13 protein-coding genes are annotated in these 13,736 nt (G+C 66.1%); 4 read left to right on the forward strand and 9 right to left on the reverse strand.

Annotated elements, in window-relative coordinates; translation table 11 throughout:
• Positions 1-61: 61 nt before the first annotated feature.
• Positions 62-592: a L,D-transpeptidase gene (locus PV773_RS14885; RefSeq protein ID WP_347967101.1), complete on the reverse strand. Its 531-nt coding sequence runs from the start codon at positions 590-592 to the stop codon at positions 62-64.
• 149 nt (positions 593-741) lie between these two features.
• Between PV773_RS14885 and PV773_RS14890 the strand changes: the two genes are divergently transcribed.
• Entirely contained in the window at positions 742-1,425 is a 684-nt protein-coding gene (locus PV773_RS14890; protein ID WP_340041003.1) for a response regulator transcription factor, read from the forward strand.
• A 74-nt stretch (positions 1,426-1,499) separates the two neighbouring features.
• On the forward strand, positions 1,500-1,955 hold the full coding sequence (locus PV773_RS14895) for a cyclic nucleotide-binding domain-containing protein (protein WP_347967102.1): 456 nt from the start codon (positions 1,500-1,502) through the stop codon (positions 1,953-1,955).
• A 161-nt stretch (positions 1,956-2,116) separates the two neighbouring features.
• On the opposite strand, the gene PV773_RS14900 is transcribed toward PV773_RS14895, so the two are convergent.
• The 7 genes from PV773_RS14900 to PV773_RS14930 form a co-directional block, all read right to left on the reverse strand.
• Complete coding sequence (locus tag PV773_RS14900) at positions 2,117-2,923, reverse strand: exodeoxyribonuclease III (protein WP_347967103.1); 807 nt, start codon at positions 2,921-2,923, stop codon at positions 2,117-2,119.
• A 123-nt stretch (positions 2,924-3,046) separates the two neighbouring features.
• On the reverse strand, positions 3,047-3,703 hold the full coding sequence (locus tag PV773_RS14905; protein ID WP_347967104.1) for an outer membrane lipoprotein carrier protein LolA: 657 nt from the start codon (positions 3,701-3,703) through the stop codon (positions 3,047-3,049).
• Between the two features lie 118 nt (positions 3,704-3,821).
• Positions 3,822-6,467 (reverse strand): DNA translocase FtsK, encoded by a 2,646-nt coding sequence (locus PV773_RS14910; protein WP_347967105.1) that lies wholly within the window; start codon positions 6,465-6,467, stop codon positions 3,822-3,824.
• 152 nt (positions 6,468-6,619) lie between these two features.
• Positions 6,620-7,537, reverse strand: a complete 918-nt coding sequence (locus PV773_RS14915) for a hypothetical protein (protein WP_347967106.1) — start codon at positions 7,535-7,537, stop codon at positions 6,620-6,622.
• 263 nt (positions 7,538-7,800) lie between these two features.
• Positions 7,801-9,228: an ammonium transporter gene (locus tag PV773_RS14920; RefSeq protein ID WP_347967107.1), complete on the reverse strand. Its 1,428-nt coding sequence runs from the start codon at positions 9,226-9,228 to the stop codon at positions 7,801-7,803.
• A 27-nt stretch (positions 9,229-9,255) separates the two neighbouring features.
• Positions 9,256-9,594 carry a P-II family nitrogen regulator gene (locus PV773_RS14925; RefSeq protein WP_340040991.1) on the reverse strand — a complete coding sequence of 113 codons (339 nt, stop codon included), beginning with the start codon at positions 9,592-9,594 and terminating at the stop codon, positions 9,256-9,258.
• A 222-nt stretch (positions 9,595-9,816) separates the two neighbouring features.
• Positions 9,817-10,689: an acyl-CoA thioesterase II gene (locus PV773_RS14930; protein ID WP_347967108.1), complete on the reverse strand. Its 873-nt coding sequence runs from the start codon at positions 10,687-10,689 to the stop codon at positions 9,817-9,819.
• A 92-nt stretch (positions 10,690-10,781) separates the two neighbouring features.
• Between PV773_RS14930 and PV773_RS14935 the strand changes: the two genes are divergently transcribed.
• Both PV773_RS14935 and PV773_RS14940 read left to right on the forward strand, forming a co-directional pair.
• On the forward strand, positions 10,782-12,044 hold the full coding sequence (locus PV773_RS14935) for a ubiquinone biosynthesis hydroxylase (protein WP_347967109.1): 1,263 nt from the start codon (positions 10,782-10,784) through the stop codon (positions 12,042-12,044).
• Between the two features lie 193 nt (positions 12,045-12,237).
• Positions 12,238-12,663 (forward strand): OsmC family protein, encoded by a 426-nt coding sequence (locus PV773_RS14940; RefSeq protein WP_347967110.1) that lies wholly within the window; start codon positions 12,238-12,240, stop codon positions 12,661-12,663.
• A 36-nt stretch (positions 12,664-12,699) separates the two neighbouring features.
• Here the strand turns inward: PV773_RS14940 and PV773_RS14945 are convergent, their stop codons facing one another.
• Positions 12,700-13,674, reverse strand: a complete 975-nt coding sequence (locus PV773_RS14945) for an AraC family transcriptional regulator (protein WP_347967111.1) — start codon at positions 13,672-13,674, stop codon at positions 12,700-12,702.
• Positions 13,675-13,736: the final 62 nt, after the last annotated feature.

Genomic DNA, 13,736 nt, shown 5'->3' on the forward strand with positions numbered 1-13,736 from the left:
CTTCGGGCCGCTTTTTTTACAGCATGTTGCAGCCAGATTGCATTGTCAGAATGCGCCCCGTTTAGCGCACCACCCTCATGACCGTGCGGCTGGAAAGATGCGGCAGAAGCCGCGCCATGACCTTTGCCGTCACCGCCACGCAGCCTTGGGTGGGCGTGAAGCCAGGCCGGGCGAGGTGGAAGAAGATCGCGCTGCCGCGTCCGCGCCGGCGCGGCCTGATGTTCCAGTCGAGCACGATGCAGGCGTCGTAGAGCCGGTCGTCGCGCTTCATCCGCTCATGGCTGGCGCCGTAAGGTATCTTCACCGGCCTGTTGTAGTTGCGGTCGTCGGGCACCTCGCACCAGCCGAGGTCGCCGCCGATCGGGCTCATCGCAAGACGCGTGCCGCCGCCGCGGAAATGATCGCGGCGGAAGTAGCCCGACAGCAGCCGCATCGCGCCGAGCGGCGTGCCGCCGTCGCCTTCGCGCTTGTTGGCCGTGATCCCTCCGCGTCCCAGTGCGCAGGGAAACACCGAGCCGCCGGCCTGCAGCAGCCCCTTGGTCCGGTCGCCGGGCCTGGCCCGGACGACGATCGTGGAAATGCCTTGCCGCAAAAAGATCGTCCGCCCCAATTACGCCGTTGATTTTTCTTGTATGATCGCCAACCGAAACACAAATCACCCGTCGGGCGGTTGTGGCGACCAGCTTCCGCATCCATAGTTTACGGTCAACAGAATTCTGATCTTCAATAACGGATTGATCCATGACCTCACGCACCATCCTCATCGTCGACGACGACGACGATCTGCGCGGCACGCTCGTCGAGCAGCTGGCGCTCTACGAGGAGTTCGAAGTCCTTGAGGAAGCAAGCGCCGCAAAGGGCATCAACGTCGCGCGCGGCGGCATCATCGACCTGTTGATCATGGATGTCGGCCTGCCCGACATGGACGGCCGCGAGGCGGTGAAGATCCTGCGCAAGGGCGGCTACAAGGCGCCCATCATCATGCTCACCGGCCACGATACCGATTCGGACACGATCCTGGGCCTCGAAGCCGGCGCCAACGACTACGTCACCAAGCCGTTCCGCTTCGCGGTCCTGCTTGCCCGCATCCGTGCCCAGCTGCGCCAGCACGAACAGAGCGAGGATGCCACCTTCTCCGTCGGGCCCTACACCTTCAAGCCGAGCCAGAAGCTCCTCATCGACGCGCGCGGCGGCAAGGTCAGGCTCACCGAAAAGGAGGCCTCGATCATCAAATATCTGTATCGGGCCGACCAGAAGGTGGTGACCCGCGACGTACTTCTCGAAGAAGTGTGGGGATATAATTCCGGGGTCACGACCCACACGCTGGAAACCCATGTCTACCGACTGCGGCAGAAGATCGAGCGCGATCCTTCCAATGCGGAAATACTTGTGACAGAAAGCGGCGGATACAAGCTGGTCCCCTGACCGGTTCTTGGCGGCAGGTGGGGCCGCCGGCAAACGACAGGGAGGAAAAACCGGTCTGAAAAGTCGGGGACGTAATGGCGCTGGATGACGACATCCGCATCCTGTCCGGCGTGAGGCTGTTCGAGGGCTTCACCCAGGAGCAGTTGCGCTTGCTCGCCTTCGGCGCGGAGAACATCCATCTGCCCGCCGACCGCAAGCTCTATCGCGAGGAAGACGAGGCCGATTCCGCCTATGTCGTCGTCAGCGGCCGAATCGGCCTCTATCGCGACATCGATGGAACGCGCGCCGAGGTCGGCTCAGCCGGTCCCGGCGCCATGCTCGGCGAACTCGCCCTCATCGCCGACACAAGGCGCCTGACCAGCGCCGCCGCCGAGGTCGATTCGGAAATCATCCGCCTCAACCGCAAGATGTTCCATCGCATCCTCGAGGAGTATCCCGAGGTCGCGGCCCGCCTGCACCAGCATATCCTCGAGGACCTCCAGGACATGATCGCGCGGATCGAGAGCATGGCGCCCAGGTTCGGGAAATAGGCCGAGACGTTGTTGCGCCGCAAAGCGCCCCTCACCCTTACCCTCATGAAGGACGGGGAGAGGGGCTGCTCGACCTGAATTCAGACCAAGCACGTGACGTCACCACCGTGAGCACCGGAAGCAGAGAAAGCCGCCATTTGCAGGCCGGCCTCACCTGAATCTCAGTCCAAATCGAACCGCGCGAGCACCGGCACATGATCCGACGGCCGCTCCCAGCCGCGTGCCTCGCGCAGGACGTCGATGCCGGCGAGGCTCGGCGCCAGATTGGCCGACGCCCAGACATGGTCGAGCCGGCGGCCGCGGTCGGACAGTTCCCAGTCCTTCGCCCGGTAGCTCCACCAGGTGTAGATCTTCTGGTCGTCCGACACGTTGAGGCGCATCAGGTCGACCCAGTCGCCGGCTTTGCGCATGGCCTCGAAATTCTCGGTCTCGACAGGGGTGTGGCTGACGACGTTGAGCAACTGCCTGTGCGACCACACGTCGTGCTCGAGCGGAGCGATGTTGAGATCGCCGACAAGCACCGAGGCCGAGCTGTCGTCGTGAGCGGCGCGGATGGCGTTCATCTCGGCGACGAAGTCGAGCTTGTGACGGAACTTCGGGTTGATCTCGACATCCGGCTCGTCGCCTCCCGCCGGCACGTAGAAATTATGCAGCGTCACCTGCTTGCCGCCGGCGTCGAAGCGCACCGAAAGGTGGCGGCTGTCGTCGATCTCGCAGAATCGGCGCTTCTCGACGATCTCGATCGGCCGCCGCGCCACCGTCGCCACCCCGTGGTAGCCCTTCTGGCCGTGGAAGGCGATGTGCTCGTAGCCGAGCTTGCGGAACGCCGCCGAGGGAAACTGGTCGTCGGGGCATTTCGTCTCCTGCAGGCACAAAACGTCGGGCGCCTTTTCGAGCAGCAGCCGCTCGACCAGTGGCATGCGCAGGCGCACGGAGTTGATGTTCCAGGTGGCTATCGAGAAGGGCATGGCTGGCTTCGTCCGGCGGGAATTCACGCCGGAACCTGCCAGCCGCGCGCGGCAAAGACAAGGCGCGGCGGCTCACGCGGCGCAGGGCGCGCCGCTTTCCACAGCTAAGCCGTAGTCCCGGCGTCAGTCGTTCTTCTTGCGGGTGTTGAGTTCGCGGTTGAGCTTGTAGTCGATGGTGAAGGTGTCGGCCGGGAAGGAGCCGCCCTGCTGGACGTTGAACACCATCACCGTGGTGTCCTTGCCCTGCGCATCGGTGATCGTCCACTGGCGCAGCTCGTAGGTCTTGGGATCGAACATCATGGTGATGGTCGAGTTGCCGAACACCTGCTTGTCGGACAGCTTGATGGTGGTCAGGTCGTCCTCTTCGGCGACGCTCTGGACCTTGTTGCCGCTGAGATCGATGCGGTCGTCGAGCAGCAGCTTCAGCGGTGTCTTCGACAGCGGATAGAGGTCGGAGGTCCGCATCTTCGAATTCAGGATCACCACCGACTGACCGTCGGAGATCACCTTGAAATTCGATGGCGCCTCGTAGTTGAAGCGGATCTTGCCGGGGCGCTCGAGGAAGAACTTGCCGCCGGTCTGCTCGCCGCGCGGCCCGAACTGGACGAACTCGCCCGACATCGATTTCACGCTGGAGAAATGGTCGGCGATACGCTGCGCGGCGTCCGAAGCCGCCTGCGCCGGGCTCTGCAACGCCATCACCGGCGCGGCGGTCAGCGCCGTCGCTGCGGCGAAGCCAAGCAGGCGGCGGCGGGTCATGGTGCCAATGTCGTCGTTCATGCCGGTTACTCTCTCACTCCAGTTCGACGGTTCTATCGGCACTTAGTAGGGCTGAAGTTTGACATGGTTCACGCCATGCCCTCCGAACGCGAAAACGTGATCGCCGGTTCCGCCGGTTTCACATTTTGTCGTCTTCGGTCGGCACCAGGATCTCGCGCTTGCCGGCATGGTTCGCCGCGCCCACGATGCCCTCCTTCTCCATGCGCTCGATGATCGAGGCGGCGCGGTTGTAGCCGATGCCGAGACGGCGCTGGATGTAGCTGGTCGAGGCCTTGCCGTCGCGCAGCACCACCGCCACCGCCTGGTCGTAGGGATCGTCCGAATCCTCGAAGTTGCCGCCGCCGCCGCCGCGGCCCGAGGACTGGTCGTCCTCGTCCTCGCCGTCGTCCTCAGTGATGGCGTCGAGATATTCCGGCACGCCCTGCAGCTTGAGATGGGCGACCACCTTCTCGACTTCGTCGTCCGAGACGAAGGGGCCGTGCACGCGCTGGATGCGGCCGCCGCCGGCCATGTAGAGCATGTCGCCCATGCCGAGCAGCTGTTCGGCGCCCTGTTCGCCGAGGATGGTGCGGCTGTCGATCTTCGACGTCACCTGGAAGGAGATGCGGGTCGGGAAGTTGGCCTTGATGGTGCCGGTGATGACGTCGACCGAGGGACGCTGCGTCGCCATGATGACGTGGATGCCCGCGGCGCGCGCCATCTGCGCCAGGCGCTGCACCGCGCCCTCGATGTCCTTGCCGGCGACCATCATCAGGTCGGCCATCTCGTCGATGATGACGACGATGTAGGGCATCGGCTCGAGATCGAGATCCTCGGTCTCGTAGATCGCTTCGCCGGTCTGGCGGTCGAAGCCGGTCTGCACGGTGCGCGAGATCCTCTCGCCCTTCTTGTCGGCCGCAGCCACCCGGGCATTGAAGCCGTCGATGTTGCGGACGCCGACCTTCGACATCTTGCGATAGCGGTCCTCCATCTCCCGCACCGTCCACTTCAGCGCCACCACCGCCTTCTTCGGGTCGGTGACGACAGGGGTGAGCAGGTGCGGAATGCCGTCATAGACGGAAAGCTCCAGCATCTTCGGGTCGATCATGATCAGCCGGCATTCCTGCGGCGTCATGCGGTAGAGCAGCGACAGGATCATCGTGTTGATCGCCACCGACTTGCCCGAGCCTGTGGTGCCCGCGACCAGCACGTGCGGCATCTTGGCGATGTCGACGATGACCGCCTCGCCGTTGATCGACTTGCCGAGCGCCAGCGCCAGCTTGGCCTTGGTCGTCTCGAAGTCGCGGCTGGCCATGATCTCGCGCAGATAGACCGTCTCGCGCTTGGTGTTGGGCAGCTCGATGCCGATGGCGTTGCGGCCGGGAACCACCGCCACGCGGGCGGCGATCGCGCTCATCGAACGGGCGATGTCGTCGGCGAGGCCGATGACGCGGCTCGACTTGATGCCGGGAGCGGGCTCGAGTTCGTAGAGCGTCACCACCGGACCCGGACGGACATGGATGATCTCGCCCTTGACGCCGAAATCCTCCAGCACGCCCTCGAGCAGCCGCGCGTTCTGTTCCAGCGCATCCTTGGAAAGGCTCGCATCCCGCGCCACGTTCTTGGGCTCGGAAAGGAAATGCAGCGACGGCATCTCGAACTTGTCGGAGCCGATCAGCGAGGTCTGCGCCTCGCGCTGCACCCGGGCGCCGGGAACCGGCCGCGGCGCCGGCCCCGCCACGCGGGCGGATGCCTGTCCGGGAGGCGAGCGGAAGCTCTGCACCTGCGCGCCGCCGCTGCGGATCTCGCCGGTCACCGGATCGAAATCGTCGTCGTCGCCGAACACGTCCTGGTCGTCGGGATCGATCGACGCCGACCGGTCATGCGAAACCATCTGGGCGAAGAACTCCGGCTCGACGCGGGCGCGGCCGGCGCTGGTGACGCGTGCTTCGGCCCGCTCCGCCTTCTCGACGCGCTGGGCGGCCTGGCGCCAGGCGCTCTCGCGCCTCACGGGCTGGTCGAAACCCTCTTCCTCGCGGCGCTTGGCGGCGCGGCGGCGGATCCAGGCCCTGGCCGACAGCCACCAATGGGTGATGGCGCCGAGCGCCAGCACGCCTTCGCTGTCGTCCTCGTCCTCCTCGTCGAAACTGGCGAAATCCTGTTCGCGCATGTCCGGCTTGGGCTTGGCGTGGACCGCGGCAAATCCGTTCTCGCGCTTGAGCAGGCCCGCGCCGTAGGCAAACAGCCACAGCGTCGGGGCGAGCAGCAGCACGCCGATCACCGTTGCGACCAGTCCCGTCGGATAACCGCCGAGGAAGAGGCCGGGCACCTTGAGCACCATGTCGCCGAACACGCCGCCGAGGCCGGTCGGCAGCGGCCAGGTGGGCGGCGCCCCGACGCATCCCGAGATCGCGGCGGCAAGCACCGCGGAGCCGAACCAGGCGAGCCCGCGCCGGGGCATGTGGTCGACGCCGCGCGCGGTCGCGAAAAGCACGCCCCAGATCACCGCGGGCACCAACGCCGCCACCGCCGCAAGGCCGAAGAACTGCATGGCGATATCGGCGAAGACGGCGCCGGCATAGCCCATCGCGTTGGTCACCGGATTGTCGGTGGCATGGCTGAAGCTGGGGTCTGCGACGTTCCAGGTGCCGAGCGCGGCAAGACCGAAGGCGACGAAGGCGAAAAGGCCCAGCCCGGCCGCGCGGCCTGCCTGCCGTCGCGCGAATGCCTGGATGCCGTGCCCCGTCTCGGTCAGCGCGAACGGTGAGGAAACCCCAGAACGCATGCTTGTCCCCGTCCAAAGATGCCTTTGGCCCACGCGCGGACGCGTCGCGGGCAGATTCGGCAACCAGACTATCGGGGCGAAGGTTAAGGCCGCATTAAGGTTAAGCCATCGTTCACGCCGTGCGGCCTCGACGGCCGGGCACGGCGCCCAATTCAGCGCCCCAGCCAGGCGCGATCGAAGACGTCGACCAGTTTCTGGAAGTCTTCCTTGGCGATCTGGTCTGCCCCGCCCTTGCCGTCGCGGGTCAGGAACTGCCGCAGGTGCGCTGCGGCGAGGTCCGGCTGCTCAAGCCTGACCTCGAAGCGATCGAGATCCTGCGGAATGCTCGTTCCCGGTTCGAGATAGCCCAGGCCGGCATCGTCGAGTGCGGACGGCTCCTTGAGCCGCACCAGCACAATGCGCGTCACCGAAGGCTGAGAATCCGGCCCCAGCACGGTCGTGCCCGTCAGGTAGCCGCCGAGCACGCTGCCGGGCGGCGAAAACGGAAACAGCGCGCAGAAGAAATGCGTGTCGTCGGCCGGTCCGCCGACATGGATGTAGAGGCTGCGCCTGGTCATGGTGACCTGCCCCTTTATCTGCAGGCGCATCGTCGGCAGGTTTTCCGTATAGGTCGCCGTCAGCCGCTGCCCCTGCTCCGGCTCGATCAGCATCGAGCCGCGGATGAATTGACCGCGGAAATAGGGCGACCAACTGTGCGAGTAGCAGACATAGGCGCCGGCAGGCGAGCCGCCCCTGTCGTCATGTCCGTTGGCCTGCGCCTTGCCGAAGGCCTGCGCCCGCCGCTCGAGCTGCTGGCGATCGCGGCCGTGATGCCGGCAGATTTCGTCGATGAACGTCTCGAGGTCGCTGTCTCCGATCCAGTCCGCCGTCTTCGGCAGGTCGAGCAGCCTGATCCAGTCGTCGTAGACGCTGAACTGTCGCGGCGTCGAGCGCCCCTGCAGCCATTTGTCGGCCCGGTCGACGTCGAAGGCAGTCGCGGGGTTGATGCGCCGGAACGCCGCGGCAAGGTCTTTCCGTGTCCCCGCGCCAACAAAAGCCGCGGTCAGCCGCAGCTTGCGGTCGATATTCATCCCCACACGCACCCCCGAATTAGCCCGCATGCATATTTTATTGTTCTTCTTCGAAAGCAAGGGACCTCGGAAACTTCGCGGAATTTCCGGCCGCCGGCGCGGAACCAGAGATTGCCGCGATGACGAGGCCCGGATCGCTCCGGGCCCCGACGTTCCGGTAAAAAAGGAGGCCCGGATCGTTCCGGGCCTCAAGGCGTGACCACCACTCGGAGGGCACGACGGGATGGGGAGGATGCGGCGGCCTGTTCCGGCCGCCACCGGCGTCAGGCGTGGTAGGCCGCCTCGCCGTGCGAGGTGAGGTCGAGGCCTTCGCGCTCTGCGTCCGGGGTGATGCGCAGGCCGACCACCATGTCGACGACCTTGTAGAGGATGGCGCTGCCGATGCCCGACCACGCCAGGGTCACCAGCACGCCCTTGGCCTGGGCCAGGAGCTGGGTGGCCACGCCGGCGTAACCGGCGGCGAAGTCGGCCGTCGAGTAGTCGACGATACCCGCGCCGCCGAGTGCCGGATTGACCAGGATGCCGGTGGCGAGCGCACCGAAGATGCCGCCGACGCAGTGGATGCCGAAGACGTCGAGGCTGTCGTCGTAACCGACCTTGTTCTTCACCACCGACACGAAGAAGTAGCAGATCGCGGTGACGACGACGCCGAGCACGATGGCGCCCATCGGACCGGCGAAGCCGGCGGCCGGGGTGACGGCGACGAGGCCGGCAACCGCACCCGACACGGCGCCGAGCATCGAGGCCTTGCCGCGCAGCAGCGTCTCCAGCACGATCCAGGTCACCGCCGCTGCGGCGGTCGCCACGAAGGTGTTGATCATGGCGAGCGCGGCGTAGGCGTTGGCCTCGAGGTTGGAGCCGGCGTTGAAGCCGAACCAGCCGACCCACAGCAGCGACGCGCCGACCATCGTCAGCGTCATCGAATGCGGCGCCATCAGGTCCCGCATGTAGCCGACCCGCTTGCCGATCATGATCGCGCCGACCAGGCCCGCCATGCCGGCATTGATGTGCACGACCGTGCCGCCGGCGAAGTCGATGGCGCCGAAGCCGAAGATCAGGCCGGACGGATCGGAATAGGCGCTCGGGCCGCCCCAGAACCACACCATGTGCGCGATCGGAAAGTAGACGAACGTCACCCACAGGATGGTGAACAGGATGACCGCCGAGAACTTGATGCGCTCGGCGAAGGCGCCGACGATCAGCGCCGGCGTGATCGCCGCGAACGTCATCTGGAAGACGACGAAGACCAGTTCCGGAATGGCGACACCCTTGGTGAAGGTCTCGGACACGGTGGTCACGTCCACCCCGGCCAGGAAGGCCTTCGACAAGCCGCCGATGAAGGCGTTGCCGGGCGTGAAGGCGAGGCTGTAGCCGTAGGTGACCCAGATGATCATCACCACGGCGGTGATGGTGAACACCTGCATCAGCACCGACAGCATGTTCTTGGCGCGCACCAGGCCGCCGTAGAACAGCGCCAGGCCGGGCACCGTCATCAGCAGCACGAGCACGGTCGAAACCATCATCCAGGTGGTGTCGCCCTTGTCGACGGTGAAGGCCGGAGCCGCCGGGGCCGCTGCGGCGGCGGGAGCGGCTTCCTGGGCCAGCGCCGCGACCGTGCCGAGGGCGGCGAGCGCCAGCGTGCCGAGCAGCGCCGAGCGCGCCGCCGACTTCAGTGAGGAAGGAATTGTCATCGAGGTCTCCATGAGATTGCTGGCCGCTCAGAGCGCGTCGGTGTCGGTTTCGCCGGTGCGGATGCGCACGGCCTGGTCGATGCCGAAGACGAAGATCTTGCCGTCGCCGATCTGCCCGGTCTTGGCGGCACCGGTGATCGCCTCGACCGCCTTGTCGACGAGGTCGGTCGAGACGGCGACCTCGATCTTGATCTTGGGAAGGAAGCTCACGGCATATTCGGCGCCGCGATAGATTTCGGTGTGGCCCTTCTGGCGCCCGTAGCCCTTGACCTCGGTGACGGTCAGGCCCTGGATTCCGACGCTGGTCAGCGCTTCGCGCACCTCGTCGAGCTTGAACGGCTTGATGATAGCCATCACGATTTTCATCAGGTTTCACCCCTTGCTGATGCGGGTCCCCCGCGATTTCAGTCATCCCCAGCGGACCCGAAAGCCACCGGTGAGTGACAAACAGGATTCAAGCTCCGTGCCAGTTTGCATTGGCATTGGCTAAGCCACTGAAATTGAATGTAAACTTCTCTTGGCCGCAGGCGCGCGTTCGCAGACGCAGCAAGGCATCTGCTCACACAATGTGCAAAATTCCTAAAATGCCTAGTTTGTAGGCTTAGTGCGCAGGCGAATCAGCCCTTCCTGTGCCACCGAAGCGATCAGCGTGCCGTCCTGGGCATAGATCGCCCCGCGCGTGAAGCCGCGCGCCCCGCTCGTCGACGGGCTGTCCTGGGTGTAGAGCAGCCAGCCGTCGAGCGAATGCTCGCGATGGAACCACATGGCGTGGTCGAGGCTCGCCGCCTGGATGTCGGGATCGAATATGCCGCGCCCGTGGGCAAAGGTTGCCGTATCCAGCAGCGTCATGTCGGAGAGATAGGCAAGCACCGCCGTGCGCACTGCCCGGTCGTTCGGCACCGGCCCGGTCAGCCTGATCCACACTTTCTGCAGGGGCGGCAGCTTGTCCCGGCTCGAATAGTGCTCGGCATAGACCGGCCTGAGCTCCAGCGGCCGCTCCTTGGCCCAGAACATGCGGATCATGTCGGGCACGTGGGTCGCCTCCTGCAGCAGCTCGCGCTGCGATTTCAGCGTCTCAGGCGCCGGCACGTCGAGCGGCATCGGCATCTGGTATTCGAGGCCCGGCTCGTCGAGGTGGAACGAGGCTTCCAGCGAGAAGATCGCGTGCCCGTGCTGGATCGCCACCACGCGGCGGGTGGTGAAGCTCGAGCCGTCGCGGATGCGGTCGACCTCGTAGACGATCGGCACGGTGATGTCGCCGGGGCGCATGAAGTAGCCGTGCAGCGAATGCACGTGCCGGTCGGGCTCGACGGTGCGCTGTGCGGCCACCAGCGCCTGGGCTATGGTCTGGCCGCCGAAGACGCGCTGCCACTTCACCTGCGGGCTGCGACCACGATACAGGTTGTGTTCCAGCTCCTCGAGATTGAGAATGCTGAGAAGCTCTTGTATGGCGGCCGGCATGCGTTCCCCTTTTCGGGACGAAATACACCCGGTTTCCAGCAGGAAGCCCCCGCCGAGTCAAGGCGGGAAGCCTGACGCAGGAAGGATCCGCCATGGCCACGCGCGACGGTGACGACAACAAATCGACGCAGCTCGACGTGCTCGTCGCGGGCGCCGGCTATGTCGGCCTCGCCACCGCCGTGTCGATGAAAGAGGCGCGCCCGAGCCTCCACATCGCCATCGTCGACGCCGCACCGCCGGAGGTCTGGCGCAAGGACGGCCGCGCCTCGGCGATCGCCGCCGCTGCCTGCCGCATGCTCGACCATCTCGGCTGCTGGGAGGAGATCGAGCCCGAGGCGCAGGCCATCACCGACATGGTCATCACCGATTCCAAGGCTGCCGATCCGGTGCGCCCCGTCTTCCTCACCTTCGACGGCGAGATCGCCCCGGGCGAGCCATTCGCCCACATGGTCGAGAACAGGGTGCTCAACGGCGCCCTGCGCCGCCGCGCCGCCGAACTCGGCATCGACATCATCGAGGGCGTCGCCGTCCAGGCCTTCGAGACCGGCACCGCCGCCGCCAGGGTGCATCTCGCCGACGGCATCAGCATGGACACACGCCTGCTGGTCGCCGCCGACGGCGTCAATTCCAGGCTGCGCGACATGGCCGGCATCAAGACCGTGCGCTGGGAATACGGCCAGTCCGGCATCGTCTGCACGGTTGCCCACGAACGGCCCCACAACGGCCGCGCCGAGGAGCATTTCCTGCCCGCCGGCCCCTTCGCCACGCTGCCGCTCAAGCCCACCAGGGAAGGCGTCAACCGCTCCTCCATCGTCTGGAACGAGCGCACCGAGGACGCCGACAAGCTGGTCAAGGGCGATCCCTTCGTCTTCGAGATCGAACTCGAGCAGCGCTTCGGCCTCAAGCTCGGCGAGATCCGCGTCGAGGACAAGCCGCGCGCCTGGCCGCTGGGGCTGACGCTGGCGCGCGCCTTCGTGGCGCCGCGCTTCGCGCTCGCCGGCGATGCCGCCCATGGCATCCATCCGATCGCCGGCCAGGGCCTCAACCTCGGCTTCAAGGATGCCGCGGCACTCGCCGAAACCATCGTCGAGGCCGATCGGCTCGGCCAGGACATCGGCGCGATGGACGTGCTCGAGCGCTACGAGGTCTGGCGCCGCTTCGACACGGTGCGCATGGGGGTCACCACCGACGTCCTCAATCGCCTGTTCTCCAACGACATCGCCCCCGTGCGCGCGCTGCGCGACTTCGGCCTCGGCCTCGTCGACCGGGTGCCGCGCCTCAAGGAGTATTTCATCCGCCAGGCTTCCGGCACGACCGGCGAGACGCCGCGCCTGCTCAAGGGCGAGGCGATCTAGGGCCGCGTCGCCATTCCCCGGACCTCGTGCGCCCCAAGAACGCCCTTCGCGAATACAAGCCGACATTTTCGCAAGACACTTTTTTCGTGGCCCGTTGTTTTCGTGACGGCTCGGATGCTGGCAGCCGCGCCGGCCGGCGCTATAGTCTCCCCGGTCGCCGCACCTGGCCCAGCCAGCAATCAGGGAGAACATCATGAAGCACAGCGCCAACGCCGTCTGGAAAGGCAATCTGAAGGAAGGGTCTGGAACCCTCGACACCCAGAGCGGTGCGCTCAAGGGCCAGCCCTACTCGTTCAAGGCACGCTTCGAGGATGAGACCGGCAAGTCCGGCACCAATCCCGAAGAGCTGATCGCCGCCGCCCACGCCGGCTGCTTTGCCATGCAGCTGTCGCACTTCCTCGCCGAGAACGGCACGCCGGCCGACAAGCTCGACGCGCAGGCGGTCGTGACGCTGATCCCCGGCACCGGCATCACCGAGAGCGCGCTCACCCTCGTCGGCAGCGTGCCCGGCATCGACAACGCCAAGTTCCAGGAACTCGCCACCAAGGCCAAGGAGAACTGCCCGGTCTCCAAGGCCCTCGGCGCCATCAAGGTGTCGCTCGACGCCAGGCTCGCCTGAGCCTTCCGGGGCGCCGGTCCGGCCGGCGCCCTCGTCTCAGGCGGCGAGCACGGCCGCCCTGATCTCCGACGGCGTCGCGTCGAAGCGCCTGCGGAACGCCCGGTTGAAGTAGGACAGGTCGTTGAACCCGGCCTCGTAGGCGATGTCGGTGATGCTGCGCTGCGTCCGCAGCGGATCAGCCAGCATGCGGTGCGCCCGCTTCAGCTTCTGACCGAGGGCGAATTCGGTGAATGACAGCCCCTCGCTTTCGAACAGCTTGCGCACATAACGCGGCGACAGCTTGTGCTGGGCTGCGATTGCCTCGGCCGAAAGCCCGCGCAGCTCCGTCCGGGCGGCAATGTCCGCCTTGATCGCCGCCAGCCGCGCCGCGCGCAGGCCGCGCCCCAGCGCCACCTGCTCGGCGTCGCGCTCCGCCCCGAGAGTCAGCGCCGTCAGGTCGAGCAGATGGCTCGAAACCATGCGCGCCATGTTGCCCGGCAGCGGCTCGTCCAGCGTCTGCAGGGCAGTCGCGTAGCTGATCAGAAGCTGCATGGGCCCGTGGTTGATCGGAATGGGGCGCATCAGCATCCTCGTCACGTCGCCGAGCAGCGGCTGCAGCGCCTTCCGCTCGAAGCGCAGGTTGATGTAGCCGAAGCCGGGCCGGGTCACGTTGGCGCCCTCGCGCCCGCCCGGCACGAACATCGCGCAGCCCGGGCGGATGCTCTCCTCGAAGCTGCCGATCTGCATGTGGCTGCCGCCCGAAAGCGCGGCCAGCAGGATCACGTCGTCATTGTCGATCGCCTCCTTGCGCACCGCCACCCTGATCGGCGAGGCGGTGCCTGTGGCGATGCCTACGCCGGGCAGCAGGCGAACCCGCATGTCCATGTGCACCGGCGCATCGTCCACCGGTGCGAGCTCGGCCTTGAGGATCGCGCGGCCATAGACCTCGCGCAGCACCGCGAGCCGGTCCTGCGGCGGAAGCTCGTCGGTGAGCACGCGGAATGAGAAGGACTGCCCGTCGAAATTCGTCATCGGCTACTTGACCATACACAACCAAAGCGGGCAGTCGCACTTTATATTTCGCGTCATCAGAT

Source organism: Mesorhizobium sp. CC13 (assembly GCF_039907765.1).
In the GTDB taxonomy this organism is placed as follows: Bacteria; Pseudomonadota; Alphaproteobacteria; order Rhizobiales; family Rhizobiaceae; genus Aminobacter.